This window comes from Pseudoxanthomonas sp. PXM03 (assembly GCF_014852005.1).
GTDB lineage: Bacteria > Pseudomonadota > Gammaproteobacteria > Xanthomonadales > Xanthomonadaceae > Pseudoxanthomonas_A.
Window position 1 is genome coordinate 1,172,108 of record NZ_JACVAU010000001.1, and the last position, 25,310, is coordinate 1,197,417.

Here is a 25,310-nt window from a genome sequence, read left to right on the forward strand (position 1 = left end):
TCCTGCAACGACATGCGCATCCCACGCCAGGAGCGTCAGCCCATGCCCATCCCGACCCACACCGGCGGCTGCCAATGCGGCGCGATCCGCTTCCGCGTCAGCGGCGAGCTGAAGGATGCTTCCATCTGTCATTGCCGCATGTGCCAGAAAGCATTCGGCGCGTACTACGCGCCGCTGGTGTCCACGCGCGGCGCGGTGCTGGAGTGGACGCGGGGCGAACCGAAGCGCTTCCACTCGTCCAACGTCGTCCGGCGCGGCTTCTGTGCCGACTGCGGCACGCCGCTGACTTACGAGGCGCCCGACGGCGTGGCGCTGGCGGCGGGGGCATTCGACGACCCTTCGGGATTGCCGCCGTGGGTGCAGTACGGGGTGGAAGGCAAGCTGCCGTACGTGGATACCCTGCCGGCACTGCCGCAACGTCGAACCGAAGAGGACGAGGCCGCCGCGGCCTTCCTTGCAGGAGTGGTGTCGTTCCAGCATCCCGACCACGACACGGCCGCGTGGTCGCCGCGCTGAACGACCGGTCGGTGCGATAATGCCGGCCTTTCCAGGGCGGCCGTACAGCGCATGAGCAAGCAGAACCAGTGGATCGTCGGCGTCAACGCGGTCGCCTCGGCCGTCGAGAACGATGCCGACAACGTGCGCGAGATCCTGATCGAGGGAGGCAGCAAGAACGCGCGCCTGACCGAGATCGAGGAGAACGCACGTCGCAAGGGCATCGACGTGCGTCGCGTCACCGGGCAGGCGCTGGACGGCGTGGCCGGTGCGCTGCGCCACCAGGGCGTGGCCGCGCGCTATGCCGCGGCGCCGACCTGGGACGAGAACGAACTGCAGGGCCTGGTGGACGCCGCCGAAGGCAAGGCGCTGCTGCTCGTGCTGGACGGCGTGCAGGACCCGCACAACCTCGGCGCTTGCCTGCGCAGTGCGGCGGCGGCAGGCGTCACCGCGGTCATCATCCCCAAGGACAAGTCCGTCGGTGTCAACGCCACCGTGCGCAAGACCTCGGCCGGCGCCGCCGACCGAATTCCGGTGGTGCAGGTCACCAACCTGTCGCGCTGCCTGCGCGACCTGCAGCAGATGGGCGTGTGGATCTATGGCCTGGCCGGCGAGGCGGATGCCTCGCTGTACGCCACCGACCTGCGCGGCAACGTGGCGCTGGCGCTGGGCGGCGAAGCCGATGGCCTGCGTCGCCTGACCCGCGAGCATTGCGACGGGCTGGTGAAGATTCCCATGCCCGGCGACATCGAAAGCCTCAACGTGTCGGTCGCGGCCGGCGTCACCCTGTTCGAGGCCGTCCGCCAGCGCCAGTAAAGGAGTCCCCATGTCCCGCACGCCGCATCCTTCGTTCCCTCGACTGGCGGCGCTGCTGCTGGGGCTGTCCTCGCTCACCGCCATCGCGCAGGAAGCGCCGCGCGTACGGGCCCGCGACCTCGGTGTCGCCCCCGGCATCTTCGCGACCGGCACGCACAATGCCATCACCGATGTCGCCGGCGTGCGCGTCGGACAGGTGACGCTGAAGGAAGGCGACACCGTGCGGACCGGTGTCACCGCGATCCTGCCGCATGCGGGCAACGTCTATCGCTCGCGCGTGCCGGCCGCGGTGCATGTCGGCAACGGGTTCGGCAAGTTCATCGGCAGCACGCAGGTCAACGAACTGGGCGAACTGGAAACGCCGATCCTGCTGACCTGCACGCTGTGCGTGTGGAAGGCCGCCGATGCGATGGCGGCGTGGATGCTGGAGCGCCCCGACATGCAGCAGGTGCGCTCGCTCAACGTGGTCGTTGGCGAAACCAATGATGGTGGACTCAACGACATCCGGGCGCGGCCGGTCACGGCGGACGCGGTGCGGCGTGCACTCGATACGGCGACCGATGGTCCGGTGCAGGAAGGCAGCATCGGCGCCGGCACCGGGACGGTGGCGTTCGGCTGGAAGGGGGGTATCGGCACCTCGTCGCGCGAGCTGCCCGCATCACTGGGCGGCTGGACGGTGGGCGTGCTGGTACAGAGCAATTTCGGCGGCGTGCTGCAGGTCTCGGGTGCGCCGGTGGGACGTGAACTGGATCGTTACGCCTTCCAGAACGCCATCGCCGTGCAGGCCGATGGTCGCCGCGGCCTCGCGGACGACCGTGGCGATGGATCGATCATCATCGTCATCGCCACCGATGCGCCGCTGGGCGACCGCAACCTGCGGCGCGTCGCCTCGCGCGCAATGATGGGGCTGGGCCGGACGGGCAGTTCGGCGTCCAATGGCAGCGGGGATTACATCCTCGCGTTCTCCACCGCCGAGTCGGTGCGGCGCGCCTTCGATGCGCCCCTGCTGGAAACCGCCGAACTCGCGAACGAGCAGATGAGCGCGGTATTCCAGGCCAGCGTGGAAGCGGTGGAAGAGGCGATCTACAACTCGCTGTTCATGGCCACCACCGTCAGTGGCAATGGCGAGACGGTCGAGGCGATTCCGCTGGACCGCGTGCGTGACGTGCTGCGCCGCCACGGCATTGCGCCCACGCGGTAGTCCAGTGCGAGGTCAGTGCGCCACGTTGCGGATGAAGCGCAGCGGTGTGTCGCCGTCGTTGCGGTAGGCGTAGTCGCGGTCGCTGGGGAACACGAAGAAATCGCCCGCATCGACCGCATGTTCTCCGTCGGGCAGTTCCACCACCAGCGTGCCTTCGATGACGAAGAACATTTCGTGCCATCCGCTCGGGTCGGCCGCCGAGGTGTAGCGGTCCCCGGGCATCAACGTCCAGGCCCACAGCTCCACGTCGTGGGTTGCCGGTGCGCTGGCCAGCAGCACGCCCTGCGAGCCCGGCGTACGCCCGCTCCAGACCAGGGCTTCGATGCGGTCCCGGCTCGGATTGCCCGGCGCCTTCACCAGGTCGGCGAACGTCACCTCCAAGGCCTCGGCAATCCGGTCGAGGGTGTTGAGGCTGACGTTGGCGTCCCCGGATTCGATCCCGACCAGCATGCGGCGGCTGACGTCCGAGGCATCCGCCAGCGCCTGTTGGCTGAGGCCGGCTGCGGTCCGCAGGCGGCGGACGTTCTCGGCAACGTGTTCAAGTACGCTCATGGGCAGGGGTTGCGCACTATATTGCGCATCCGGTAAGCTTCGATGTGCGCAATATAGTGCGCAATTCATTCATCCTTCAAGCGCGGCGCGTCCGGCGTCCGCAGGCAGTGTCGCCATGTCGTCCCCGAATTCCCCCGCGCCCGTCCATTGGCAGCCGATCGCGCTGCTGCTCGTCGCCATGCTGTCCATCCAGGCCGGCGCGTCGATGGCGAAGAGCCTGTTCCCGGCGGTGGGTGCCACTGGCGCCACCGCGTTGCGGCTGGCGCTGGCGACATTGATCCTGGTGATGGTGTTCCGCCCGTGGCGGGCACGTATCACGCGGGCGCAATGGCCGCTGCTGCTGTTCTACGGCGCCTCGCTGGGGCTGATGAACCTGCTGTTCTACAAGGCCCTGGAAACGGTGCCGCTGGGCATCGCCGTCGCGCTCGAATTCACCGGCCCGCTCGCCGTGGCGCTGTTCGGTTCCCGCCATCTGCGCGACGTCGTCTGGGTGGCGTTGGCCGTCGCCGGACTGGTGCTGCTGGTGCCGGAGCAGGGCGCGCAGGCAGTGGACCTCGTGGGGGTGGCGTACGCGCTCGGCGCGGGTGCGTGCTGGGCGATGTACATCGTGTTCGGCCAGAAGGCCGGCAACGCGCACGGCCCGCAAACGGTCGCGATAGGCAGCTGCATCGCCGCGGCGGTGGCGGTGCCGTTCGGTGTCGCGCACGCCGGGGCAGCATTGCTGGCGCCCGCGTTGCTGCCCGTGGCGTTGGCGGTGGCACTGCTGTCCACCGCGATTCCCTACAGCCTGGAGATGGTTGCGCTGACGAAGATGCCCACGCGCACTTTCGGCATGCTGATGAGCCTGGAGCCGGCCATCGCCGCGTTGTGCGGCCTGCTGTTCCTGCACGAACGCCTGTCGATGCTGCAGTGGCTGGCCATCGCCGCCATCATCGTCGCGTCGGCGGGTGCCGCGATGACGGCACGTCCGGCAGTGGCGGCCGCCGGAAGCGGCCAGGGGTGATGCAGCGCGCTCAGCCCAGCGGGCGCGGCCACGCATTGGCGATCTTGCAGAACAGCCGCGCTGTCTGCTCGGCATCGTAGACGGCGGAGTGCGCGTCCTCCGCATTCCAGTCGAAGCCCGCCGCCTGCACCGCGCGCGCCAGCACGGTCTGGCCGTAGGCCACGCCGGCGAGCGTCACCGTATCGAACACGCTGAAGGGATGGAACGGGTTGCGCTTGTGCGCCACGCGCGTGACTGCCGCGTTGAGGAAGTTCAGGTCGAAGTGGGCGTTGTGGCCTACCAGGATCGCGCGTTGGCACCCGTGCTTCTTTACCGCCGCACGCACGGGTGCGAAGACATGGTCCAGCGCATCCTTTTCCTGTTTGGCGAAACGGAACGGGTGGTCGAGGTCGATGCCGGTGACTTCCAGCGACTTCGGATCGATTTCGGTGCCGGGCGCCGGATGCAGGTGCACGCTGGCGGTCTCGCCGCAGACCAGCAATCCGTTTTCGTCCAGGTCCAGCGGCACCGCAGCCATTTCCAGCAGTGCGTGGCGGTTCCAGTCGAAGCCGCCGGTTTCCACGTCCACCACCACCGGCAGGTAACCGCGGAAGCGCTGGGCCATCGGGGTGATGCGGGTGGGTTCGGTGGCGTTTTCCATGTGGGAAAGGGTAGCAGACGGCGTGGCGCTTCTTCTGCTGGAAACCCAGCCGCGAGCTCGCAGTTGTTGGAGCGACGTGAGTCGCGACCGCACGCGATCGGCGTTCCGGTTCTCCCGGATCTTCGGGTAGCGGTCATGCGACAGCCGCCTGTCGGACGGGCACGCGTGCGCCCCGGGTCTGCGGTCGCGACTCACGTCGCTCCAACAAAAGTCAGGGACGCGTACCCAGCAGCGTGCCTTCTTCACGCATACGGGAAAGCATGGCGCCCCCCTGGTCGACGAAGGCGGGCAGGTCATCCACGCCCGCTTCGATCGCGAGTTGCCGCAGCGCATCGCCACCGCTGCGACCGCCTTCGCCCAGCAGTTCCATGAGCCGGTACACCAACGGCGAGATGGCCGCGAATCTCACCTGGTGGCCGGCATCACGTCGGACGAGCAGCAAGGTCGGTTCGGAGGGCGCTGTGTCGGGCAGGTAATCCGGTCCGATGCGGTGCACGGGCCATTGATAGGCGAGCGCCCATGCGAAAGGCGATACCACCGGCTCTCCCGTGACAAGGTCGCCGTCCGGTATGTGGGGTGGCACGATGTCATCGGCGATCTGCAGCGCCAGTTCGACCCATTCGTAATGCGCCAGTTCGCGCAGCCACGCGGGCAGTGAGTCGTTGCGCCCGGCACGTGATTCCAGGTAACGGATGAACTCGCGCGCCACTTCCGGAAACAGGGGTGTCCTGCTGCGGTGTTCGGCATAGAACTGCCGTACCAGCGTGCGCCAGGCGTCGTCACCCAGGGTCTTGCGGATCACCGGGAAGTTCCCGGCCAGCAGGCTTTCGATGTTGTTGAAGAACAGGTCGCGATAGACCGCCAGCCGGCGTGCCTCGATGCCCGGGGGTGGCGGATGCGCCGAGGGATCGCGCAGGTGGCGCGACAGGGCGAACTGCTGGTCGTGCAGCGCGTCAGCCATGCAGCGCCTGTCCGTCGGAGGTCGCGTGTGCCGATTGCAGCTGATGGATGCGCTGAAGTTCCGCAGCGAGTTCGGCAAATGGCGGGAAATTGAAATCGCGCTCCAGCAGGGTGGGGCGCACGCCGTGCGTCGCATAGGCCAGTGACAGCAGCGACCACACATCGTCCTTTACCGGCGCGCCATGCGTGTCCACCTTGAGGTCGTCGGCTTCGTCGTAGTGGCCGGCGATGTGGTACGAGGCGATCCGCGCCGACGGCATGCGCGCCAGGAAACTGCGCGCGTCGTAGCCATGGTTGATCGCATTGACGTAGATGTTGTTGACGTCCAGCAGCAGATCGCAGTCCGCTTCGGACAGCACCGCGATGATGAAGTCGGCTTCGTCCATCGCCTGGTAGGGCGCGGCGTAGTAGGAGACATTCTCCACCGCGATGCGCCGGCCGAGGGCGTCCTGTGCCTGGCGGATGTGTGCCGCGACATGCTGCACCGCTTCCTCGGTGAAGGGAATCGGCATCAGGTCGTACAGGTGGCCGTCGTCGGTGCAGTAGCTCAGGTGTTCGCTGTACAGCGCCACGCCGTGCTGGTCGAGGAAGCGGCGCGTGCGGGCGAGGAAGGTATCGTCCAGTGGCGCAACGCCGCCGAGCGACAGCGAGAGGCCGTGGCAGGTCAGTGCATGGCGCGAGGACAATGTCTGCAGCGCTTCACCGTAGCGGCCGCCCACGCCGATCCAGTTGTCCGGCGCGCATTCGAGGAAGTCGAACGCGTCCGCCGGCGCTGCCAGCAGTTCGTCCAGCAGTGCGCGACGCAGGCCGAGGCCGGCGGAAGGGACGGGCGGGGCGCGGTTCATTGCGACACGGCGACGTCCCGCCTTCCGGAGAAGACGGGACCGTCGTTCAGTGCGGACGGATCAGCCTTCGGTCTTCTTGTCGGCACCGCACTTGCCTTCGCCACACTTGCCTTCACCGCACTTGCCCTCGGCGCCCTTGGCACCCGCGTGCGCCTTGTGCTCGGCCGCGTCGATGAAGCCGTCCTTGTTGGTGTCGATGTCGGCGAACTTTCCGGCCTTGTCGGGATGCGCGGCGGCGAATTCGGCCTGCGAGACCTTGCCGTCCTTGTCGGTGTCGGCCTTGGCCATGCCGCACTTGCCTTCGCCGCATTTGCCCTCACCGCACTTGCCTTCGCCCGCCTTGGCGGCCTCGGGTGCGGCCAGCAGGTAACCCTGCGCCAGCGGTTCCATCGCGAAGCTCGAACCGGCCAGCAGGATGCCGCCCGCCAGGGCAATGGCGACGGCGGCGGGCTTGGTGGTGTTCTTGGACATCGTGGTCTCTCCCGGGAATGTGCGGGGTATCCGCATCAACGTGGCGGGATTGTAGCCGCGGGACGTTAGCGGTTCGTGTGGGCGGGGGCTGGAACGGAAACGCCCCGCAATGGCAGGGCGTTCCGGGTGCTGCGGTGCGGCGAAAGCCTCAGATGACGCCGGTGGTGCTGGTCTCGTCGCGCTTGTCGCGCGGGGGCAGCGGCTGCTCGCCATGCACCAGGAACCAGACGTTCTCGGCGATGTTGGTGGCGTGGTCGCCGATCCGCTCCAGGTTCTTGGCCATGAACAGCAGGTGCGTGCACGGGGTGATGTTGCGCGGGTCTTCCATCATATAGGTCAGCAACTCGCGGAACAGCGCGGTGTAGTGCGCGTCCAGTTCGGCGTCGCGCGCGCGGACCTGGACGGCCTGTTCGGCATCGCCATTCTGGTAGGCGACGAGCACGTCGCGCACCTGGCGGGCCGCCAGCTTGCCGAGCGCGCGCAGGCCGGTGATCTGCGGCATCGGTGGCGACACGTTGAGGGCGATCGAGCGCTTGGCCACGTTGGCCGCGTAGTCGCCGATGCGCTCGATGTCGGCCGGGATGCGCAGGCCGGCGAGGATCTCGCGCAGGTCGCGCGCCATCGGCCCGCGCAGGGCGAGGTGCATCACGTCGTGGCTGACCTGGTGCTCGATGGCGTCGATGGCTTCGTCGTTGGCGATGATGCGCTGGGCGGCCTTGTCGTCGCGGCGTTCGACCACGTCCAGCGCGGCCTCCAGCTGGGCGACGGCAGTCTCGCCCATGCGCACGATCTCGGCCACGATGCGGCGCTGTTCTTCGTCGTAGCTCTTCACGATATGGTCGTTCGGTTGGGTGTTCATGGGCGTCCTCAGCCGAAACGGCCGGTGATGTAGTCTTCCGTCTGCTGCTTGCCGGGGTTGGAGAAGATCGTCGACGTGACGTCGTGCTCCACCAGCTCGCCCAGGTACATGAAGGCCGTGTAGTCGGACACGCGCGCGGCCTGCTGCATGTTGTGCGTCACGATGGCGATGGTGTACTGGTGCTTCAGTTCCTCGATCAGCTGTTCGATCTTGCTGGTCGAGATGGGATCCAGCGCCGAGGTCGGCTCATCGAGCAGGATCACGTCCGGACGCAGCGCCACGGCGCGCGCGATGCACAGGCGCTGCTGCTGGCCGCCGGACAGGCCCAGCGCGCTCTGCTTCAGCTTGTCCTTGGCTTCTTCCCATAGGGCGGCCTGGCGCAGCGCCTGTTCGACGCGCACGTCCATCTCGGCCTTGCCCAGGCGCTCATGGTGGCGGATGCCGTAGGCGACGTTCTCGTAGATCGTCATCGGGAACGGAACGGGCTTCTGGAACACCATGCCCACCTTGCTGCGCAGGCGGTTCATCGGATACTTGGCGTCCAGGATGTTCTCCCCGTCCAGCGACACCACGCCGGTGGCGCGCAGCTTGGGATAGAGCGAATAGATGCGGTTGAACACGCGCAGCAGCGTGGACTTGCCGCAACCGGATGGGCCGATCAACGCCGTCACGCGCTTCTCGGGGATTTCCAGGTTGATGTTCTTCAGGGCGTGGTAGTCGCCGTAGTAGAAGTCCAGATCCTTGGCGGCCAGCTTCACCTTGGCCTGCGCGCTGTGCTCGTCGTGGCGCTGGGTGGCAACGACCGAAATGCGGGCCGCGTCATTCATGGGTCACCTTGTTTCGAAGAAGGATGGTTCGCGCAGCCAGGCTGAGCAGGAGGACCAGGGCAGTCACCAGGAACGCACCGGCCCAGGCCAGCGAGTTCCACGAGTCGTAGGGGCTCATGGCGTACTGGAAGATCACCATGGGCAGGTTGGCCATCGACTGGTTGAGGTCGGTGCTCCAGAACTGGTTGTTGAAGGCGGTGAACAGCAGCGGTGCGGTTTCGCCGCTGATGCGGGCCAATGCCAGCAGCACGCCGGTGACGATGCCCGGCAATGCAGAACGCATCAGCACCTGTGTGGTCACCTTCCACTGCGGCACGCCCAGCGACAGCGCCGCTTCGCGCATCTGCTGCGGCACCAGCCGCAGCATCTCGTCGGTGGTGCGCACGATGACGGGGAGGGCGATGAATGCCAGAGCGACCGCACCGGCCCACGCCGAGTAGTGGCCCATCTGGGCCACCATCACGGTGTAGATGAAGAGACCCAGCACGATGGAGGGTGCCGACAGCAGGATGTCGTTGACGAAGCGGACCGTTTCGCCCAGCCAGTGCTTGTTGGCGTACTCGGCCAAGTAGGTGCCGGCCGCCACGCCGATGGGCGTGCCCAGCAGGATGGCCAGCAGGCTCATCACCACGCTGCCAAACAACGCGTTCGCCAGGCCGCCGGGTTCGTTCGGCGGCGGGGTCATCTGTGTGAACAGGTCCAGATTGAGGCTGCTCATGCCCTTGGTGATCGTGGTCCAGAGGATCCAGACCAGCCACATGAGGCCGAAGATTGCGGCCGCGATGGACAGCGTCAGCGCGACGCCGTTCTTGACCTTGCGGAAGGTGTACAGGGACGCGGACATCAGTTGCCCTCCCGCTTGGCCAGCTGGCGCAGCATCAGGCGGGCGATGGCCAGCACGATGAAGGTCAGCAGGAACAGAGTGAAGCCCAGCAGCAGCAGCGAGCCCTTGTGCAGCGGGTCGGTGGCTTCGGCGAATTCGTTGGCGATGGTGGAGGCAATGGACGTGCCCGGTTCCAGCAGCGCGGCGCTGATCGTGTAGGCGTTGCCGATCACGAACGTCACCGCCATGGTTTCGCCGAGTGCCCGGCCCAGCCCGAGGAACACGCCGCCGATCACCGCCGAGCGCGTGTACGGCAGCACCACGTCCCACACTACTTCCCACTTGGTGGAACCCAGCGCGTAGGCGGATTCCTTCAGCCGGCCCGGCACGGTCAGGAAGACCTCGCGCATGACCGACGACACGAACGGGATCACCATGATGGCCAGCACCAGCCCGGCGGTCAGCATGCCGATGCCGAGCGGCGGACCGGACAGCACCGCGCCGATCAGCGGCAGCTGCCCCAGGTTGTCGTTGATCCACGGGTAGACGTGTTCGCTCAGCTGCGGTGCGAGCACGAACAGGCCCCACATGCCGTAGATGATCGAAGGAATGCCGGCCAGCAGCTCGATCGCCATCCCGACCGGTCCGCGCATCCATGCAGGCGCCACTTCGGTCAGGAACACCGCGATGCCGAAACTCACCGGCACCGCGATCAGCATGGCAACGCCGGCGCTGACCAGCGTGCCGAACACCGGCACCAAGGCACCGAATTCGCGCGTGCCGACATTCCATTCGGTGCTGGTGAAGAAGCCCAGGCCGAAGGTCTGGAGGGCTTCGCGACCGCCCCACAGCATCGACAATGCGGCGGCGATCAGCGAGATCAGGACGAACATGCCGGCGCCGGTCATGGTCCAGCGGAACAGCTTGTCGGCACGCGCGTCGCGCGTGGTACGCACATCCGACAGGGAAGCGGGGAGAGCGGTGGCGTTCATGCAACCCGGGAGATAGGGGGGAGGGGCTGGTGCGAAGTGTTCAAGTGCACGTTGTCGCGGTTACCGCGTGATGACACCGGGCCGCTCATGGGGCGGCCCGGTGCGTTCCCTTCAGAGCTTGATTTCGGCAGCCCAGTACTTCTCGATCTGTCCCACCAGCTCGGGCGGCAGCGGCACGTAGTCCAGTTCGTTCGCCTGCGCCTGGCCCTGCTCGTAGGCCCACTTGAAGAAGTCCAGGGTGTGCCTGGCCTTCGCGGCATCCTTCGGCTGCTTGTAGACCAGGATGAAGTTGGTCGCCGTGATCGGCCACGCCTGTTCGCCGGGCGCATTCGTGATGACCAGGTTGAAGTCCTTGGCATTCGCCCAGTCGGCGCTGGCCGCCGCCGCGGCGAAGCTCTCCGCCGTGGGCTGCACGAACTGGCCGGCCGCATTCTGCAGCGACGCGTACGACATGTTGTTCTGCTCGGCATACGCCAGTTCGACGTAGCCGATGGAGCCCTTCAGCTGGCGCACGTACGCCGCCACGCCTTCGTTGCCCTTGCCGCCGACGCCGCCGGGCCAGCTGACGCTGGTACCTTCGCCGACCTTCGTCTTCCACTCACCGCTGACCTTGGACAGGTAGTTGACGAAGTTGAAGGTGGTGCCCGAACCATCCGAGCGGTGCACGGTATTGATCTTGCCGGCCGGCAGCGTCACGCCCGGATTCAGCGCAACGATCGCCGGGTCGTTCCAGGTGGTGATCTTGTGCAGGAAGATGTCGGCCAGCACGGTGCCGCTGAGCTTCAGCTGCCCGGGCTGCAGGCCTTCCACGTTGATGACGGGCACCACGCCGCCGATGACCGACGGAAACTGGCCCAGGCCGGCCTGCGCCAGTTCTTCGGACGACAGCGGCTTGTCCGACGAACCGAAATCGACGGTCGCGGCCTTGATCTGCGCGATGCCGCCGCCCGAACCGATGGACTGGTAATTGATCTTGGCGCCGGTGGCCTTGTTGTAGTCGGTCGACCAGCGGGCCATCAGCGGGTAGATGAACGAGGCGCCGGCCCCGGTGATCTCGGCGGAGATCTTCTGCGCGCCTTCGGTCGCTGCCGGGGTGGCCTCATTGCCTGCCGTCGCGGCGGGTGCGTCGGTCTTGCCGCCGCAACCGGCGACGAACAAGGCGGTTGCCAGGGCCAGCGTGGCCAGGCGAGCGTTACGGACGTGCATGGGATCTCCGGACGTGTCGTTTGTGATCCACGCTATGAAATGATGTTTTTGTTACAGCGTGATGACATGGCGGTCTCGCACTGTCATGCGACAGGACGTGTCTGTTCGTGCGTCACAAAAAAGGCGGGCCCGAAGGCCCGCCCGGGTGATGCAGGCGCGGGAGGAACGCCGCATCGGGCCGGCACGCGGAGAGACCGTGCCGGCGGGTGCGATCAGTACTTCAGGTTGGCCTTCCAGTACGTCTCGATCTGCTGCACCAGGGCCGGCGGCAGCGGCACGTAGTCCAGCGACTTGGCCTGGGCGTCGCCGTTGGCGTAGACCCAGCGGAAGAAGTCGCGGGCGTCCTTGTTGCCCTTCTTCGGCGCCTTGTACATCAGGATGAAGTTGGTGGCGGTGATCGGCCAGGAGTTCGCGCCCGGGGCATTGGTCATGACCAGGTAGAAGTCCTTCGACTTGCCCCACTCGGCGCTGGCGGCGGCGGCGGCGAAGGATTCCTCGCTGGGCTGCACGTAGTTGCCGGAGGCGTTCTTCAGGCTGGCGTAGGCCATCTTGTTCTGCAGCGCGTACGACAGTTCGACGTAGCCGATGCCGCCCTTGATCTGCTTCACGTAGGCCGCGACGCCTTCGTTGCCTTTGCCGCCCACGCCGGTCGGCCACTGCACGGAGGTGCCTTCACCCACCTTGGTCTTCCACTCCGGGCTGACCTTGGACAGGTAGTTGACGAAGTTGAAGGTGGTGCCCGAACCGTCCGAACGACGGACCACCGTGATGCGCTGCGCCGGCAGCGTCAGGCCAGGGTTCAGTGCGGCGATGGCGGGATCGTTCCATGTCTTGATGGTGCCCAGGAAGATGTTGGCCAGCGTGGGGCCATCCAGCTTCAGCTGGCCCGGCTTCAGGCCGGCCACGTTCAATACCGGCACCACGCCGCCGATCACCGACGGGAACTGGGCCAGGCCGTACTTGGCCAGCTCTTCGGGCTTCAGCGGGGCATCGGAAGAACCGAAATCCACCGTGCCGGCCTTGATCTGCGCGATGCCGCCACCCGAACCGATGGACTGGTAATTCACGCGGTTGTTGGAAGCCTTGGCGTAGTCGGCAGACCACTTGGTCATCACCGGATACACGAACGATGCACCGGCGCCGGTCACGTCGGCAGCGAACGCCTGCGCGGAGAAAGCAGACGCCAGCGCCAGCAGCGCCACGCGGGATTTGATCGAGTTCAACACGGAAGTCTCCTGGGAGAAGGCAGGGTGAAAGGCACAGGCGTGCCCGTTGGGTGGCCATTCCACGACGTTTGTGTGACAGCCCCGTGTCGTGATTGCGACAGTCGCGTGACGGAATCCGGGCGGCCGATGCGTGGTCGCCACACGCAACCTCCCCTGTGACTGTGGGCGAGCGGAGTGGTGGGGGGGAGGGGATCGGCCACCGGACGCGATCCATCCTGCCATCCACTTCCTTTCTATATATGCGGCCGACCACCGCGGAGCCGCTGGCGGACGTGGTCGCAGTCTCGCTGTCACACGACGGTCATGAAACTCACATGTGACTGCAAGATTTCACTCCCATCCTTTAGCGCATCTTTGACGGGCGCTTAATGATTTCCGAAGGTGAACTCGGAAGTGAAGCACGGCGTCCACGAAGCCAGCGTCCTTACTCCTACTTCCACTCGGAGAGTCACCCATGCGTTATTCCATCCTGGCTGCCGCGCTTGCCGTTGCCATGGGCAGCACCAGCTTTTCGGCCGCCGCTGCCGACAACCGTGACCAGCAGATCGCCGAACTGAAGGCGCAGCTGGAAGCCATGCAGACCAAACTGCTGGAACTGGAAGAACGCACCGACGCGCAGTCGGACGTGAACCTGGACACGGCGGCGCAGCTGGACAAGCTCAACACCGGCTCGCCGAAGATCGACACCAAGGGCGGCATCAAGGTCACCTCGGCCGACGGCAAGTTCGAAGCCACCGTGGGTGGCCGTATCCACTTCGATACCTATGCCTTCGATCGCGATCTCGCCAGCACCACGGGGACCACCGAGTTCCGTCGCGCGCGCCTGACCCTGGGCGGCAAGGCCTATGGCTGGGAATACAAGCTGGAGCAGGACTTCGGCGCCGGCACCAACCTGGACGGCCTGCGTGATGCCTATATCGCCAAGTCCGCGCTGGGGGGAAAGTTCACCATCGGTCACTTCAAGCCGTACCGCGCGATGGAAGAACTGACCAGCTCCAACGAACTGCTGATGATGGAGCGTCCGTTTGCCTCGGCCACCGGTCTGTTCGGCAACCGTCAGTTCCAGCAGGGCGTGGGCTACCTGCGTGCGGGCGAGAACTACACCGCCGGCGTCAGCGTGTTCAATCTGCGCGGCGCTGCGGGTGCACGCAACGAAGGCGTCGGCTCGGCCGGCCGCGTGACGTTCGCGCCGATCAACAACGACAACAACACCCTGCACTTCGGTGCGTGGTACAGCTACGAGAACGCCAACAACGGCTCGGACAACCTGGCCGCCACGTTCAACTACGCCGGCCGCCGTGGCCCGTCGCAGGCCATCGCCACCACCACCGGTGCGAGCCGCAACCAGGTGACCGCCTACGCACTGGAAGCCGCCGGCTCGTTTGGTCCCGCGTTCTTCCAGGCCGAGTACGCCGATGCCACCTTCGGCCAGCCGCTCGGCCGCGACCAGGACGTGACCAGCTACTACGTGCAGGGCAGCTTCATGCTCAACGGCGGCCACAAGGGCTACAAGGCGGCGACGGGTGTGTTCGCATCGCCGAAGTACGTCGACAAGGGCCTGTGGGAACTGACCGCGCGCTATGACTATGCAGAGAACGAAACGCTGAACCGCGAGGTCACCAGCTGGATCCTCGGCATGAACTACTACGTCAACCCGAACCTGCGCTTCATGTTCAACTACACGCAGGGCGACAACGAAGTCACCGGCGACGAGACCGCCCAGTACGCGCTGCGCACGCAGTTCAGCTGGTAAGCGTCACGCCGGAATGGAAATGAAAGGCCCCGGGCATGTCCCGGGGCTTTTTTTATGTGGAGGGTCACTGTGGGAGCGACGCAAGTCGCGATGAGGTTTTACCGGCGAGTCCATCGCGACTTGCGTCGCTCCCACAGAAGTTGCCATCGAGGCCCGCGGCGGACATGCCTGTCGTCGCTCACCCGGGCAGCGTCTTGTCCTTGAACCGGCAGAGGTCGCGGATCACGCATTGCGGGCAATCCGGTTTGCGCGCCTTGCAGACGTAGCGGCCATGCAGGATCAGCCAGTGATGCGCGTCCTGCATGAACTCCGCCGGCACCACCTTCACCAGCCTGTCCTCCACCGCCCGCACGTCCTTGCCCGGTGCAAGCCCGGTCCGGTTGGCGACGCGGAAGATGTGCGTGTCCACCGCCATGGTGGGCTCGCCGAATGCCGTATTCAGCACCACGTTGGCGGTCTTGCGGCCCACGCCGGGCAAGGCTTCGAGTGCCTCGCGCGAACGTGGCACTTCGCCGCCGTGTTCGTCGAGCAGGATGCGGCAGGTGGCGATGATGTTCTTCGCCTTCGCGTTGAACAGGCCGATGGTCGAGATGTACTTCTTCAGCCCGTCCTCGCCCAGCGCCAGCAAGGTCGCGGGCGTGTTGGCCACGGGGAACAGGCGCCGCGTCGCCTTGTTGACGCCCACGTCGGTCGCCTGCGCGGACAATGTCACTGCGACCAGCAATTCGAACGGCGTGCTGTATTCCAGCTCGGTGGTCGGCGTCGGGTTGAGCTCGCGCAAGCGCGAGAAGAGCTCCACGACTTCCGCGCGCGTGAGCGTGGGACTGCGCCGGGGCGCACGCGTCATCGCTTCGACCTGTCGGCTGCCTTGGCCTTGGCACGTGCCAGGATTGCCGCAGCGCTGGCAGGCAACGCAGGGCGCTCCGGGACGGAGGACGCGGTGTCCGTGCTGGCAGGGACGGCCGCCAGGCGTCGGGCTTCGCGTTCCTGCGCGCGCCGGGCCAGGCGCACCTGCCGCAACCGGTAGCGGCGGCGGGCGTCCCACGCGGTACGCAGCCGCACCTGCGCCTGCATCACGGGCGCGATCGTTCCTGCATCGTCACCCATGCATCCGCAGGCAGTGAACGTCATGAGGCCCGCCTCGATCGCGCCATCGACATCGTCTGCCATGAGCAGGGCATGCAGCGACCGCGCGAGGTCGCACGCAGGGCAGGGACAGGGAGTCATCGCGATGCCCCGCCGCTCAGCGCCCGGTGAAGGCCGGCTTGCGGCGTTCGATGAAGGCACGCGTGCCTTCGCGCATGTCATCGGTGGCGAACATCAGGCCGAACTGCGCGGTTTCGTACTGCAGCCCTTCTTCGATGCCGCACTCGCCGCCGACATTCACGGCATCGAGCGTTGCGCGCAGTGCAAGCGGCGCGGACGCGGCCAGTTGCGCCGCGACCTTCGCCGTCTCGGCCTCCAGCTCCGCCACCGGCACCACGCGGGTGACGATGCCCAGCTGCAGTGCACGCTCGGCCGTAACCGGGGCACCGAGCAGGCAGAGTTCCAGCGTGGCCGAACGCCCGGCCAGGCGCAGCAACCGCTGGCTTCCACCGAAGCCCGGGATCAGTCCGAGGTTGATCTCGGGTTGGCCTACCTTGGCCGTATCCGCCGCAATGCGGAGATGGCAGGCCATGGCCAGTTCCAGCCCGCCGCCCAGGGCGAAGCCGTTCACCATCGCGATGACCGGCTTGGGCAGCGTCTCGATGCTGCGCATCAGTTTCTGGCCGCGCAGGGAGAAATCGCGACCCTCCGTGGCGCGCAGGTCTGCCATTTCGGCGATGTCGGCGCCGGCGACGAACGCCTTGGGGCCGGCGCCGGTCAGCACGACGACTCTGACGGCCGCATCGGCAGCTGCTGCGTCGAACGCCGCCTGCAGCGCATCGAGCGTGGCGGCATTGAGGGCATTCAGCTTGTCGGGACGGTTCACGGTGATGCGGCGGACACCTTCCGCATCGGTAACGAGGACGAGACTGTCGGGCATGGGTTTTCTGCGGTGAATTGTAAAATTTGAGTGAAGCGGGAACTCTGCCATGAAGGCCCGGTCAGACCAGCCTGTCGTCAGTGGCGGTTAAGCGCCCCGGCGGCTATCCTAGCGCGTCCATTTCCAGGCGGTATGCCGCCGCCCAATCCGGAGAGTGTGTTGATGAAGGTGCGTTCGTTAGTGGTCGCAGTTGCGGCATTCGCCATGGCCGGTAGCGCCCTGGCCCAGGACGTCTCGTCCGAGAAGGGCAAGTTGAGCTACTACTTCGGTTACGACTATGGCAACAATCTGGCCGAGCTGACCGCACGTGGCGAACAGCTGGACATCAATTCGGTGGTGAAGGGCCTGCAGGACGCCTACGCCAAGCAGAAGCCGGCGCTGACGTCCGAGCAGCTCAAGCCCGCCCTGGAAGCCTTCCAGAAGCGCGAGCAGACACGCGCGCAGCAGGCCAAGGCCGAATACGACAAGGTGGCGGCCGAGAACAAGACCAAGAGCGACCAGTTCATCGGTACGTTCAAGGGCCAGCCGGGCGTGAAGTCGCTGGCCAGCGGTGTCCCCTACAAGGTGCTGGAGAACGGCAACGGTGCCAAGCCGACCCAGGCAAGCACGGTCGAACTGCTGGTGTCCGGCCCGTATCCGTTCGGCCAGCGCCCGGCCGAGGCACGCCCGGCGCAGCAGATGAAGGATCTGAAGGTCAGTGCTGTCGAGATGCCGGCCATGCGTGAAGCCCTGCTGCAGATGCCTGCAGGCGCCAAGTGGGAAGTCGCGCTGCCGCCGGACAAGGCCTATGGTGCCGATCCCCGCACCGGTTTCCCGCCGAACGTGGCGGTGGTCTTCGAGATCAAGCTGGTCAGCGTCAAGTGACGCAATGACGCGTCCGCGCACCGCGCGGGCGCCCCGGTCATTGCGTCATCCCCGCGCAGGCGGGGAGCCAGTGGCTGTCAACACCACGTTCCGTCTGCGCCGGCCTTGTGCCGGCGCAGTGCTTTTCAGCGGCGGGCAGCGTTTCCGCGCTACCCTCCGCAGGTGCCAGATGAAATGAATACCGCTTTCCGCGCCGTGCTCAGCCCATGCATCGGCGTCTGTACGTTGGATGACGACGGGCTCTGCGAAGGCTGTCTTCGCACCACTTCGGAAATCGCGCGCTGGTCGCAGATGAACGATGACGAACGCTTGCGTCTGATGGAGGCCGTGCTGCCGGCCCGCGAACGGGCGCGCGTGCCGCTGGAACAGCGCCTGCGCGAAGGCGACGCCCTGCGTCGCGCACTGCATCCGCTGGGCGCGGCGCCCCGCGAACCGGGCTGGAATCATGACGAACTGGCCGACCTGCTGCCGCCGGGCCCGTTGGCCGAGGCGGCGGTACTGGCAGGGCTGGTACCGCGCGACGAAGGCACCCAGGTGCTGTTGACGCGCCGCACGGACGGCCTGCGTCACCATGGTGGGCAGGTCAGCTTTCCCGGTGGGCGCATCGAGCTTGCGGATACCGACGCAGTCGCGGCAGCCCTGCGCGAAAGCCATGAGGAAATCGCGTTGCCGGCATCCCAGGTGACGCCGCTCGGCTTCCTCGATCCCTTCACTACGATCAGCGGCTTCCGGGTGGTGCCGGTCGTGGCGGTGATCGACCCCGCGTTCGTCCCTGTGCCCGAGCCGAACGAAGTGGCCGACGTGTTCGAAGTTCCGCTGGACTACCTGCTTTCCCCTGACAATCTGCGCCGCGTGGAGGTCGACTACCGGGGGCGTCGTCGCGTGGTGCTCGAGTACGCATGGCCCGGGCAGCGCATCTGGGGCGCGACCGCCTCGATCCTGTTCAATCTGCGGCAACGACTGGAGCGGCTCGCATGAACTGGACTACCCTCGTCGATGTGGAAGCGCTGTTGGCCGTCATCGGCGACCCGCAGCTGCGTGTCGTCGATGCACGCTTCGCGCTGATGGAGCCCGGGGCCGGCCGCGCGGCTTACCTGCAATCGCACCTGCCGGGTGCGGTCCATGCGGATCTCAACGAGGACCTGTCGGATCTTGGCAAGGCCAGCGAGGGACGGCATCCGTTGCCGGACGAGGCGGCCTTCGCCCTTCGTCTGGGCCAATGGGGCATCACGCCGGCGCATCAGGTCGTGGTGTACGACGCCGCCGACGGCAGCATGGCCGCCGCGCGCTTGTGGTGGCTGCTGAAAATGCTGGGTCACGTGCGCGTTGCCGTGCTTGATGGCGGCCTGTCCGCTTGGCGTGCGGCGGGGGGTGCGGAAACCGCGACCGTACAGGAGGTGCCGAAGGCGCCGGCCTACCCCGCGCGTTTCGATAGACGTCAGATCGTCGGCGCGGACGATATCCTGGCCCGCCTGGACGAAGACAGCGGGTGGCTTGTGGATGCGCGCGCGCCGGAGCGGTTCCGCGGCGAAGTGGAACCCATCGACGCGGTGGCCGGCCATGTGCCGGGGGCGCTCAACCGGCCCTTCATGCAGAACCTCAGGGGCGGCCATTTCAGGCCTGCTGACGAGCTCAAGGCCGAATTGACCGCCATGCTCGGCGGCCGGCGCGCCGACGACGCCGTACTGATGTGCGGCTCGGGCGTGACGGCGTGCCATCTGCTGCTCGCTTTCGAGCACGCCGGGCTCCATGGCGCGCGGGTCTATCCGGGTTCGTGGAGCGGATGGATCAGCGATCCGTCGCGTCCCATCGCGCGCGGCGAGTGACGCCGGAGCAGGTCATTTCCCCAGCTTTTCCACCAGCGCCCGCAACGCCTGCTGCGTGTCGGGCGCGTGCCATGCATCGACGAAGCGTTCCAGCTGGATCAGGGAAGGGTCCAGGGCCTCGACCAGGTCGCGGCGGGCGAGGGCGCGCGTCTGCAGCATCGGGTGGTGCGGCAGGCCCAGCAGTTGCTGCAGCCAGGCCACCGAACGGGCGACAACCTCCTGCTGGTCGATCAGTTCGTCCACCAGGCCGATGTCGAGCGCACGTTCGGCGGGCACCATTTCGCCCGCGACCAGCAGGCGTTCCGCACGGTAGTTCCCGACCACGCGACGCATCAGGCGCTGGATGCCCTCCGGTACCACCAGCCCCACCTGGGTCTCGTTGAGACCGAGCGCGAAGGGACGGGCGGGATCCGCGCTGCGCGCCATCACGCGATAGTCGCAGCACAGCGCCAGGACGCAGCCGCCGGCCGGCGCGTGGCCGGTGATGGCCGCCACCACCGGTACGCGTGATTCGGCCAGCGTGCGCGCCGCGCCGAAGAATGCCTGCCAGGCATCGAGAAGCGCCTTGCGGTCGTCGCCCAGCGAGAGCAGATAGGGAACGTCCATGCCGGCAGAGAAGATCTTCGGGTTGCCGGCCAGCACGATGCCGCGCGCGCCATCGCCCATCGCGTGGTTGACCGCCTCGATCAGTGCGCGGCACAGGTCGGTATTCAAGGCATTGACCGGCGGCCGGGCGAGGCGGATCTCGCGGATGTCGCCGTAATCGGTGGTGTCGATGAGCGCCGTCATTCATCCTCTCCCTGAAGTCAGGCCAGTATCATAGGCGCATGAACCATCGCTCCGGAACGATCCGTCTGTCCGCGCTGTTGATCGCCTGCATGGGCTCCGCCAACGCGGCGGAGTGCCTGCCCGTGGTGAAGGGGGCCTGGGTGCGCCTGCCACCGGTCGCGATGCCGATGATGGCGGGCTTCGCCCGCATCGAGAATCCCTGCGCGAAGCCGGTGAGCGTCACCGGTGCCGAAAGCCTGGCCTTCGCCGACGTGTCGCTGCACGAGACGCGCGAGGAAAACGGCGTCAGCCGCATGCGCGAAGTGGCCGCGCTGCCCATCGCGCACGGCAAGGCCGCCGAACTGAAGCCCGGCGGGCTGCATCTGATGCTGCATGGCCCTTACGCGCCGATAGCGTTTGGCGAGAAAGTCGTGATCACGCTGAGGCTGGCCGACGGGCGTTCACTGCCTGTCGCGTTCGACGTGCGCAAGACCGCGCCCTGAGCGCGTCGATTCCTGTAGGAGCGACGTGAGTCGCGACTGCGGACCTGAAGCGACACGGCAGAACCGGAAGCATGGACCGGCGTAGACGGAAGCAATTGGATAGCCTTTTGCATCCACTGTCTCAGGAAGATTCCGGTCGCGACTTGCGTCGCTCCTACAGGGGGCCAAGAGCGCCGTTATTCCGATACCGCGCGGATCGCCGCCGGCAGTGGCGCGCTGTGGCCGGTCTGCGTGTCCATCCACACCACCACCACGTTGCCGTCGGAATACAGCACGCTGTCGTCCTTCGTCGACACGATGCGGTGGCCGATGGTCACGCTGCTGGTGCCCAGGCGGTCGACGTAGAGTTCCACCACCACGTCGTTCGGCCAGGTCAGCGGGCGCTTGTAGTTGATGTTGTTGGCGGCCACGACCGGTGCGATGCGGTCCGTCATCGACACGTCCGGCACCGTCAGCATCCAGCGCACGCGTGCTTCTTCCAGGTACGAGATGTACTTGGCGTTGTTGACGTGGCCCATGCTGTCCATGTCGCGCCAGCGCACGCTGATCGGGATCTTCGCCAGCAGTTTGCGGCCAGCGTCGTTGGCATCGGGAGTGGCGCTCATCGTGCGGCCTTCTTCGTCGTGGACTTGGTGGTTTTCTTGGTGGCGGACTTGCGCGGGGGCAGCACGTCAGGCTTGGCGACCGCGGCCGGCTTGCTGGCCTTGGGCGTCTTCGATTCCGGCAGCAGCTTGGCGAGGAAGCGGCCGGTGTGCGAACCGGGATGCGCCGCGATGTCTTCCGGCGTGCCGGTGGCCAGGATCTGGCCGCCGCGATGGCCGCCTTCCGGCCCCAGGTCCACCACCCAGTCGGCGGTCTTGATGACGTCCAGGTTGTGCTCGATCACCACGATGGTGTTGCCGTCGTCGCGCAGCTTGTGCAGCACGGCCAGGAGGTGCTCGATGTCGTGGAAGTGCAGGCCGGTGGTCGGCTCATCCAGGATGTACAGCGTGCGGCCGGTGTCGCGGCGCGAGAGCTCCTTCGACAGTTTCACGCGCTGCGCTTCGCCGCCGGACAGCGTGGTCGCGCTCTGGCCCAGTTTGATGTAGCTGAGGCCCACGTCCATCAGCGTTTCCAGCTTGCGCGCGATCGACGGCACCGGCTCGAACAGGGTCAGCGCATCCTCGACCGTCATTTCCAGCACGTCGTTGATGTTGTAACCCTTGTAGAGGATTTCCAGTGTCTCGCGGTTGTAGCGCTTGCCGTGGCAGACATCGCAGGGCACGTACACGTCGGGCAGGAAGTGCATCTCCACCTTGATCATGCCGTCGCCCTGGCAGGCCTCGCAGCGGCCGCCACGCACGTTGAAGCTGAAACGTCCCGGCGAGTAGCCGCGCGCGCGCGACTCCGGCACCTGCGCATACAGTTCGCGCAGCGGCGTGAACAGGCCCGTGTAGGTTGCCGGATTGGAGCGCGGCGTGCGGCCGATCGGCGACTGGTCGATGTCGACGACCTTGTCGAACAGGTCCAGGCCGGTCACTTCACGGTACGGTGCCGGCTTGTGCGAGGCGCCATTGATCTCGTTCGCGGCCAGCGAGTACAGCGTGTCGTTGATCAGCGTGGACTTGCCCGAACCCGATACGCCGGTGATGCAGGTGAACAGCCCCGACGGGATGTCCAGGTCCACGTCCTTCAGGTTGTTGCCGGTGGCGCCGCGCAGGTGCAGCGTCATCTTCGGGTTCGCCTTGTGGCGCGCCTTCGGCACTTCGATCTGGCGCTTGCCGGACAGGTACTGTCCGGTCAGCGAGCGCGGTGACTTCAGCAGGTCGTCCAGGGTGCCCTGGCCGACGATCTCGCCGCCGTGCACGCCGGCACCCGGTCCGATGTCCAGCACGTAGTCGGCCATGCGAATGGCGTCCTCATCGTGCTCCACCACGATCACGGTGTTGCCGAGATCGCGCAAGCGCGTCAGCGTACCAAGCAGCCGTTCGTTGTCGCGCTGGTGCAGGCCGATGCTCGGCTCGTCCAGCACGTACATCACGCCAACCAGGCCGGCGCCGATCTGCGAAGCCAGGCGGATGCGCTGCGCTTCACCGCCGGAAAGTGTGTCGGCCTTGCGTTCCAGCGTCAGGTAATCCAGGCCCACGTCGACCAGGAATCCCAGGCGTTCGGCAATTTCCTTGACGATCTTGGTAGCGATCTCACCGCGCCAGCCGGGCAGGTCGAGGCCGCGGAAGAACGCCAGCGCTTCGTCCACCGGCAGTACCACCAGCGATGGCAGCGGACGGTCGGCGACGAACACGTTGCGCGCGGACTTGTTGAGGCGTGCGCCCTGGCAATCGGGGCAGGGACGATCGCTGATGTACTTCGCCAGCTCCTCGCGCACGGCCGGCGATTCCGTCTCGCGATAGCGGCGTTCCAGGTTCGGCACGATGCCCTCGAAGCGATGCTTGCGCTGCGTGCGCCCGCCCGACTCGGTGAGGTAGGTGAAGGTGATCACCTCTTCGCCACTGCCATACAGCACCGCTTGCTGCACTTTCTCCGGCAGCGACTGCCACGGCGCGTCGGTGTCGAACTGGTAATGCTTAGCCAGCGATGCGATCAGCTGGAAGTAGTAAGCATTGCGACGATCCCAGCCGCGTACGGCACCGGCGGCCAGCGACAGCTCCGGATGCACGACCACGCGCGAGGGGTCGAAGAACTGCGCCACGCCCAAGCCGTCGCACGTGGGGCAGGCGCCGACCGGCGAGTTGAACGAGAACAGGCGCGGTTCCAGTTCCGGCAGCGAGTAATCGCAGACCGGGCAGGAATATTTCGACGAGAACAGCAGCGGGGCTGCATCGGGCTGGTCGAGCGACATCACCTGCGCCATGCCGTCGCCCAGCTTCAGCGCGGTCTCGAAGCTCTCGGCCAGGCGCTGCTTGAGGTCCTCGCGCGGACGGAAGCGATCGATCACCGCTTCGATGGTGTGCTTCTGGCGCAGCGCCAGCGGTGGCACGGCATCGATCTCGTGCAACTCACCATCCACGCGAACGCGCACGAAGCCCTGCGCGCGCAGCTGGTCGAACACCTGCGCATGTTCGCCCTTGCGCTCGCGGATCACCGGTGCCAGCAGCATGTAGCGCTGCTCGCCGTCGAGGGCCAGCACCTGGTCGACCATCTGGCTGACGGTCTGCGCCTCCAGCGGATAGCCGTGGTCCGGGCAGCGCGGCAGGCCGACGCGGGCGTACAGCAGGCGCAGGTAGTCGTAGATCTCGGTGATCGTGCCGACCGTCGAGCGCGGGTTGTGACTGGTCGACTTCTGTTCGATCGAGATCGCCGGCGACAGACCCTCGATGTGGTCGACGTCGGGCTTTTCCATGACCGACAGGAACTGCCGCGCGTACGCGGACAGCGATTCCACGTAGCGGCGCTGACCCTCGGCGTAGATGGTGTCGAACGCCAGCGACGACTTGCCGGAACCGGACAGGCCGGTGATCACGATCAGCTTGTCGCGCGGCAGGTCGAGATCGATGTTCTTGAGGTTGTGGGTACGGGCTCCGCGGATGCGGATGAAGTCCATGGCCATCGGGTGGGGGGATCCGGAAAGCGAACAAGGAAGCGTAGCGATGTGACTAGGTGGGGGCAAATAGCGCCATTGCCAGCGAAGCAGCGGGTTCGGGTGGGCGCTCAGTCAGCCGGGCAGCCGGTCGGGTGGGCCAGGCTGCTGCCGTGCCCGCGACCGCCGTCCGCAAGCAGGCCACGGCGGGGGCAATCCATGCAAGTCATTGATCTACAATGGTCTGCCTCGTTGCCGACGGGACCTGTTACCGCCCTCAGGCGCCAGTCTGCGCGCCAATGCGGACACTCCCTGTCCGTGAAGAAAGTCCCGGGGAGCCGGAGGCTGGTCGGGGCGGGGAGCGGGTTGACCGTAACTCGCTGAATCCACTAAAATTCCGCTTCTGTCCGCCCTCGATGGCAGGCAGGCTCCAGAAAATAACTACAGAAACCAAGGAATCCACATGTACGCAGTCGTAGTCACGGGCGGTAAGCAGTACCGCGTGATGAAGGGCGAGACGCTCCGCGTCGAGAAGCTCGAAGCCGAAGCCGGCAACGAACTCACCTTCGACAACATCCTGATGCTGGGCGATGGCGAGACCATCAGCCTGGGCGACGCCCTGAAGGGCGCCACCGTCACCGCGAAGGTCGTCGGCCATGGCCGCGCCGACAAGGTGCGCATCATCAAGTTCCGCCGCCGCAAGCACCACATGAAGCGCCAGGGTCACCGGCAGCATTACACCGAAATCGAAATCACCGGCATCAACAAGTAAGGAGAAGCAGTCATGGCACATAAAAAGGGCGTAGGCTCATCGCGCAACGGCCGCGACTCCAACCCGAAGATGCTGGGCGTCAAGGTCTTTGGTGGTCAGGCGATCGATGCGGGCAACATCATCATCCGCCAGCGTGGCACCCAGTTCCATCCGGGTCCGGGCGTCGGCCTGGGCCGCGACCACACGCTGTTCGCGCTGGTCGATGGCAAGGTCGAGTTCTCGATCAAGGGCGCCAAGAAGCGCCGCACCGTGAGCGTGGTAACGGAAGCCTGAGGCTTTCGCACACGCCGAGCGAAGGGCCCCGCCGCGTGCGGGGCTTTTCGTTTGCGGGCACCGTGGTTGCGGCTGCGGCATGATTTCAACGC

28 protein-coding genes are annotated in these 25,310 nt (G+C 66.4%); 11 read left to right on the top strand and 17 right to left on the bottom strand.

Going from position 1 to position 25,310, the window contains the following annotated elements:
- Positions 1 to 42: 42 nt before the first annotated feature.
- Genes IB223_RS05340 through IB223_RS05350 form a run of 3 tightly spaced genes read left to right on the top strand, consistent with a single transcriptional unit; the run spans position 43 to position 2,512 of the window.
- The gene (locus IB223_RS05340; RefSeq protein WP_192200602.1) at positions 43 to 516 is read left to right on the top strand and encodes a GFA family protein; all 474 of its coding nucleotides are present in this window, start codon (positions 43 to 45) and stop codon (positions 514 to 516) included.
- A 51-nt stretch (positions 517 to 567) separates the two neighbouring features.
- Positions 568 to 1,311, top strand: coding sequence for a 23S rRNA (guanosine(2251)-2'-O)-methyltransferase RlmB (gene rlmB, locus IB223_RS05345; protein ID WP_192200603.1), 744 nt, complete (start codon positions 568 to 570; stop codon positions 1,309 to 1,311).
- Positions 1,312 to 1,321: 10 nt separating this feature from the next.
- Complete coding sequence (locus tag IB223_RS05350) at positions 1,322 to 2,512, top strand: P1 family peptidase (protein WP_192200604.1); 1,191 nt, start codon at positions 1,322 to 1,324, stop codon at positions 2,510 to 2,512.
- A 12-nt stretch (positions 2,513 to 2,524) separates the two neighbouring features.
- On the opposite strand, the gene IB223_RS05355 is transcribed toward IB223_RS05350, so the two are convergent.
- Positions 2,525 to 3,064, bottom strand: a complete 540-nt coding sequence (locus IB223_RS05355) for an XRE family transcriptional regulator (RefSeq protein ID WP_225590811.1) — start codon at positions 3,062 to 3,064, stop codon at positions 2,525 to 2,527.
- A 115-nt stretch (positions 3,065 to 3,179) separates the two neighbouring features.
- Here IB223_RS05355 and rhtA point away from each other — a divergent pair, with 115 nt between their 5' ends.
- A complete protein-coding gene (gene rhtA, locus IB223_RS05360; RefSeq protein ID WP_192200606.1) occupies positions 3,180 to 4,067 on the top strand; it encodes a threonine/homoserine exporter RhtA in 888 nt (295 codons plus the stop codon).
- A gap of 10 nt (positions 4,068 to 4,077) precedes the next feature.
- Here rhtA and rnt read toward each other — a convergent pair whose 3' ends face one another.
- The 10 genes from rnt to pstS (IB223_RS05410) all read right to left on the bottom strand — a co-directional run bounded on the left by rnt (position 4,078) and on the right by pstS (IB223_RS05410) (position 12,916).
- On the bottom strand, positions 4,078 to 4,707 hold the full coding sequence (rnt, locus tag IB223_RS05365; protein WP_225590812.1) for a ribonuclease T: 630 nt from the start codon (positions 4,705 to 4,707) through the stop codon (positions 4,078 to 4,080).
- Between the two features lie 211 nt (positions 4,708 to 4,918).
- Positions 4,919 to 5,668, bottom strand: a complete 750-nt coding sequence (locus IB223_RS05370) for a putative DNA-binding domain-containing protein (RefSeq protein WP_192200607.1) — start codon at positions 5,666 to 5,668, stop codon at positions 4,919 to 4,921.
- Positions 5,661 to 6,512, bottom strand: coding sequence for a DUF692 domain-containing protein (locus IB223_RS05375; RefSeq protein ID WP_192200608.1), 852 nt, complete (start codon positions 6,510 to 6,512; stop codon positions 5,661 to 5,663). The genes IB223_RS05370 and IB223_RS05375 overlap by 8 nt, the downstream gene beginning before the upstream one ends.
- A gap of 60 nt (positions 6,513 to 6,572) precedes the next feature.
- The gene (locus IB223_RS05380; protein ID WP_192200609.1) at positions 6,573 to 6,983 is read right to left on the bottom strand and encodes an EF-hand domain-containing protein; all 411 of its coding nucleotides are present in this window, start codon (positions 6,981 to 6,983) and stop codon (positions 6,573 to 6,575) included.
- A 148-nt stretch (positions 6,984 to 7,131) separates the two neighbouring features.
- Positions 7,132 to 7,842 carry a phosphate signaling complex protein PhoU gene (gene phoU / locus IB223_RS05385; RefSeq protein ID WP_192200610.1) on the bottom strand — a complete coding sequence of 237 codons (711 nt, stop codon included), beginning with the start codon at positions 7,840 to 7,842 and terminating at the stop codon, positions 7,132 to 7,134.
- Positions 7,843 to 7,850: 8 nt separating this feature from the next.
- Positions 7,851 to 8,669 carry a phosphate ABC transporter ATP-binding protein PstB gene (pstB, locus tag IB223_RS05390; protein ID WP_192200611.1) on the bottom strand — a complete coding sequence of 273 codons (819 nt, stop codon included), beginning with the start codon at positions 8,667 to 8,669 and terminating at the stop codon, positions 7,851 to 7,853.
- Positions 8,662 to 9,513 (bottom strand): phosphate ABC transporter permease PstA, encoded by an 852-nt coding sequence (gene pstA, locus IB223_RS05395; RefSeq protein ID WP_192200612.1) that lies wholly within the window; start codon positions 9,511 to 9,513, stop codon positions 8,662 to 8,664. Before pstA ends, pstB begins: the two co-directional genes overlap by 8 nt.
- A complete protein-coding gene (gene pstC, locus IB223_RS05400) occupies positions 9,513 to 10,484 on the bottom strand; it encodes a phosphate ABC transporter permease subunit PstC (protein WP_192200613.1) in 972 nt (323 codons plus the stop codon). Before pstC ends, pstA begins: the two co-directional genes overlap by 1 nt.
- 111 nt (positions 10,485 to 10,595) lie before the next feature.
- Positions 10,596 to 11,690, bottom strand: a complete 1,095-nt coding sequence (pstS, locus tag IB223_RS05405) for a phosphate ABC transporter substrate-binding protein PstS (RefSeq protein ID WP_192200614.1) — start codon at positions 11,688 to 11,690, stop codon at positions 10,596 to 10,598.
- Between the two features lie 212 nt (positions 11,691 to 11,902).
- Positions 11,903 to 12,916: a phosphate ABC transporter substrate-binding protein PstS gene (pstS, locus tag IB223_RS05410; protein WP_192200615.1), complete on the bottom strand. Its 1,014-nt coding sequence runs from the start codon at positions 12,914 to 12,916 to the stop codon at positions 11,903 to 11,905.
- 454 nt (positions 12,917 to 13,370) lie between these two features.
- Between pstS (IB223_RS05410) and IB223_RS05415 the strand changes: the two genes are divergently transcribed.
- On the top strand, positions 13,371 to 14,669 hold the full coding sequence (locus IB223_RS05415) for a porin (protein ID WP_192200616.1): 1,299 nt from the start codon (positions 13,371 to 13,373) through the stop codon (positions 14,667 to 14,669).
- 178 nt (positions 14,670 to 14,847) lie between these two features.
- Here IB223_RS05415 and nth read toward each other — a convergent pair whose 3' ends face one another.
- The 3 genes from nth to IB223_RS05430 are packed head-to-tail and all read right to left on the bottom strand — an operon-like array spanning position 14,848 to position 16,695.
- Positions 14,848 to 15,516 carry an endonuclease III gene (nth, locus tag IB223_RS05420; protein WP_192200617.1) on the bottom strand — a complete coding sequence of 223 codons (669 nt, stop codon included), beginning with the start codon at positions 15,514 to 15,516 and terminating at the stop codon, positions 14,848 to 14,850.
- Positions 15,513 to 15,896 carry a hypothetical protein gene (locus tag IB223_RS05425; RefSeq protein ID WP_192200618.1) on the bottom strand — a complete coding sequence of 128 codons (384 nt, stop codon included), beginning with the start codon at positions 15,894 to 15,896 and terminating at the stop codon, positions 15,513 to 15,515. Before IB223_RS05425 ends, nth begins: the two co-directional genes overlap by 4 nt.
- Positions 15,897 to 15,912: 16 nt before the next feature.
- A complete protein-coding gene (locus tag IB223_RS05430; protein WP_192200619.1) occupies positions 15,913 to 16,695 on the bottom strand; it encodes an enoyl-CoA hydratase-related protein in 783 nt (260 codons plus the stop codon).
- A gap of 162 nt (positions 16,696 to 16,857) precedes the next feature.
- Here IB223_RS05430 and IB223_RS05435 point away from each other — a divergent pair, with 162 nt between their 5' ends.
- From IB223_RS05435 to IB223_RS05445, 3 genes are all read left to right on the top strand, one after another.
- Complete coding sequence (locus IB223_RS05435; RefSeq protein WP_142123851.1) at positions 16,858 to 17,559, top strand: FKBP-type peptidyl-prolyl cis-trans isomerase N-terminal domain-containing protein; 702 nt, start codon at positions 16,858 to 16,860, stop codon at positions 17,557 to 17,559.
- A gap of 174 nt (positions 17,560 to 17,733) precedes the next feature.
- A complete protein-coding gene (locus tag IB223_RS05440; RefSeq protein WP_192200620.1) occupies positions 17,734 to 18,537 on the top strand; it encodes a DUF1289 domain-containing protein in 804 nt (267 codons plus the stop codon).
- Positions 18,534 to 19,385, top strand: coding sequence for a sulfurtransferase (locus IB223_RS05445; protein ID WP_192200621.1), 852 nt, complete (start codon positions 18,534 to 18,536; stop codon positions 19,383 to 19,385). The genes IB223_RS05440 and IB223_RS05445 overlap by 4 nt, the downstream gene beginning before the upstream one ends.
- Before the next feature lie 12 nt (positions 19,386 to 19,397).
- Here the strand turns inward: IB223_RS05445 and IB223_RS05450 are convergent, their stop codons facing one another.
- Positions 19,398 to 20,174: an enoyl-CoA hydratase/isomerase family protein gene (locus tag IB223_RS05450; protein WP_192200622.1), complete on the bottom strand. Its 777-nt coding sequence runs from the start codon at positions 20,172 to 20,174 to the stop codon at positions 19,398 to 19,400.
- Between the two features lie 59 nt (positions 20,175 to 20,233).
- Here IB223_RS05450 and IB223_RS05455 point away from each other — a divergent pair, with 59 nt between their 5' ends.
- On the top strand, positions 20,234 to 20,656 hold the full coding sequence (locus tag IB223_RS05455) for a copper chaperone PCu(A)C (protein WP_192201259.1): 423 nt from the start codon (positions 20,234 to 20,236) through the stop codon (positions 20,654 to 20,656).
- Positions 20,657 to 20,832: 176 nt separating this feature from the next.
- Here the strand turns inward: IB223_RS05455 and IB223_RS05460 are convergent, their stop codons facing one another.
- Both IB223_RS05460 and uvrA read right to left on the bottom strand, forming a co-directional pair.
- A complete protein-coding gene (locus IB223_RS05460; protein ID WP_192200623.1) occupies positions 20,833 to 21,261 on the bottom strand; it encodes a thioesterase family protein in 429 nt (142 codons plus the stop codon).
- Positions 21,258 to 24,203 carry an excinuclease ABC subunit UvrA gene (uvrA, locus tag IB223_RS05465; protein ID WP_192200624.1) on the bottom strand — a complete coding sequence of 982 codons (2,946 nt, stop codon included), beginning with the start codon at positions 24,201 to 24,203 and terminating at the stop codon, positions 21,258 to 21,260. The genes IB223_RS05460 and uvrA overlap by 4 nt, the downstream gene beginning before the upstream one ends.
- Positions 24,204 to 24,636: 433 nt before the next feature.
- Between uvrA and rplU the strand changes: the two genes are divergently transcribed.
- Together rplU and rpmA are read left to right on the top strand one after the other, a co-directional pair.
- Positions 24,637 to 24,945 (top strand): 50S ribosomal protein L21, encoded by a 309-nt coding sequence (rplU, locus tag IB223_RS05470; RefSeq protein ID WP_055935657.1) that lies wholly within the window; start codon positions 24,637 to 24,639, stop codon positions 24,943 to 24,945.
- A gap of 12 nt (positions 24,946 to 24,957) precedes the next feature.
- Positions 24,958 to 25,218, top strand: coding sequence for a 50S ribosomal protein L27 (rpmA, locus tag IB223_RS05475; RefSeq protein WP_142123858.1), 261 nt, complete (start codon positions 24,958 to 24,960; stop codon positions 25,216 to 25,218).
- The last annotated feature ends 92 nt before the right edge of the window (positions 25,219 to 25,310 follow it).

What these genes read in the sequence shown, in the direction of transcription:
- IB223_RS05440 (WP_192200620.1), top strand. Translation starts at nt 17,734, where the DNA reads ATGAATACCGCTTTCCGCGCCGTGCTCAGCCCATGCATCGGCGTCTGT.
- phoU (WP_192200610.1), bottom strand. Translation starts at nt 7,842, where the DNA reads ATGAACACCCAACCGAACGACCATATCGTGAAGAGCTACGACGAAGAA.
- pstC (WP_192200613.1), bottom strand. Translation starts at nt 10,484, where the DNA reads ATGAACGCCACCGCTCTCCCCGCTTCCCTGTCGGATGTGCGTACCACG.
- IB223_RS05350 (WP_192200604.1), top strand. Translation starts at nt 1,322, where the DNA reads ATGTCCCGCACGCCGCATCCTTCGTTCCCTCGACTGGCGGCGCTGCTG.
- uvrA (WP_192200624.1), bottom strand. Translation starts at nt 24,203, where the DNA reads ATGGCCATGGACTTCATCCGCATCCGCGGAGCCCGTACCCACAACCTC.
- IB223_RS05435 (WP_142123851.1), top strand. Translation starts at nt 16,858, where the DNA reads ATGAAGGTGCGTTCGTTAGTGGTCGCAGTTGCGGCATTCGCCATGGCC.
- IB223_RS05430 (WP_192200619.1), bottom strand. Translation starts at nt 16,695, where the DNA reads ATGCCCGACAGTCTCGTCCTCGTTACCGATGCGGAAGGTGTCCGCCGC.
- pstA (WP_192200612.1), bottom strand. Translation starts at nt 9,513, where the DNA reads ATGTCCGCGTCCCTGTACACCTTCCGCAAGGTCAAGAACGGCGTCGCG.
- IB223_RS05375 (WP_192200608.1), bottom strand. Translation starts at nt 6,512, where the DNA reads ATGAACCGCGCCCCGCCCGTCCCTTCCGCCGGCCTCGGCCTGCGTCGC.
- rnt (WP_225590812.1), bottom strand. Translation starts at nt 4,707, where the DNA reads ATGGAAAACGCCACCGAACCCACCCGCATCACCCCGATGGCCCAGCGC.
- IB223_RS05415 (WP_192200616.1), top strand. Translation starts at nt 13,371, where the DNA reads ATGCGTTATTCCATCCTGGCTGCCGCGCTTGCCGTTGCCATGGGCAGC.
- rplU (WP_055935657.1), top strand. Translation starts at nt 24,637, where the DNA reads ATGTACGCAGTCGTAGTCACGGGCGGTAAGCAGTACCGCGTGATGAAG.
- nth (WP_192200617.1), bottom strand. Translation starts at nt 15,516, where the DNA reads ATGACGCGTGCGCCCCGGCGCAGTCCCACGCTCACGCGCGCGGAAGTC.
- pstS (WP_192200614.1), bottom strand. Translation starts at nt 11,690, where the DNA reads ATGCACGTCCGTAACGCTCGCCTGGCCACGCTGGCCCTGGCAACCGCC.
- pstB (WP_192200611.1), bottom strand. Translation starts at nt 8,669, where the DNA reads ATGAATGACGCGGCCCGCATTTCGGTCGTTGCCACCCAGCGCCACGAC.
- IB223_RS05445 (WP_192200621.1), top strand. Translation starts at nt 18,534, where the DNA reads ATGAACTGGACTACCCTCGTCGATGTGGAAGCGCTGTTGGCCGTCATC.
- IB223_RS05460 (WP_192200623.1), bottom strand. Translation starts at nt 21,261, where the DNA reads ATGAGCGCCACTCCCGATGCCAACGACGCTGGCCGCAAACTGCTGGCG.
- rlmB (WP_192200603.1), top strand. Translation starts at nt 568, where the DNA reads ATGAGCAAGCAGAACCAGTGGATCGTCGGCGTCAACGCGGTCGCCTCG.
- IB223_RS05370 (WP_192200607.1), bottom strand. Translation starts at nt 5,668, where the DNA reads ATGGCTGACGCGCTGCACGACCAGCAGTTCGCCCTGTCGCGCCACCTG.
- IB223_RS05450 (WP_192200622.1), bottom strand. Translation starts at nt 20,174, where the DNA reads ATGACGGCGCTCATCGACACCACCGATTACGGCGACATCCGCGAGATC.
- IB223_RS05340 (WP_192200602.1), top strand. Translation starts at nt 43, where the DNA reads ATGCCCATCCCGACCCACACCGGCGGCTGCCAATGCGGCGCGATCCGC.
- rhtA (WP_192200606.1), top strand. Translation starts at nt 3,180, where the DNA reads ATGTCGTCCCCGAATTCCCCCGCGCCCGTCCATTGGCAGCCGATCGCG.
- IB223_RS05425 (WP_192200618.1), bottom strand. Translation starts at nt 15,896, where the DNA reads ATGACTCCCTGTCCCTGCCCTGCGTGCGACCTCGCGCGGTCGCTGCAT.
- IB223_RS05355 (WP_225590811.1), bottom strand. Translation starts at nt 3,064, where the DNA reads ATGAGCGTACTTGAACACGTTGCCGAGAACGTCCGCCGCCTGCGGACC.
- rpmA (WP_142123858.1), top strand. Translation starts at nt 24,958, where the DNA reads ATGGCACATAAAAAGGGCGTAGGCTCATCGCGCAACGGCCGCGACTCC.
- IB223_RS05380 (WP_192200609.1), bottom strand. Translation starts at nt 6,983, where the DNA reads ATGTCCAAGAACACCACCAAGCCCGCCGCCGTCGCCATTGCCCTGGCG.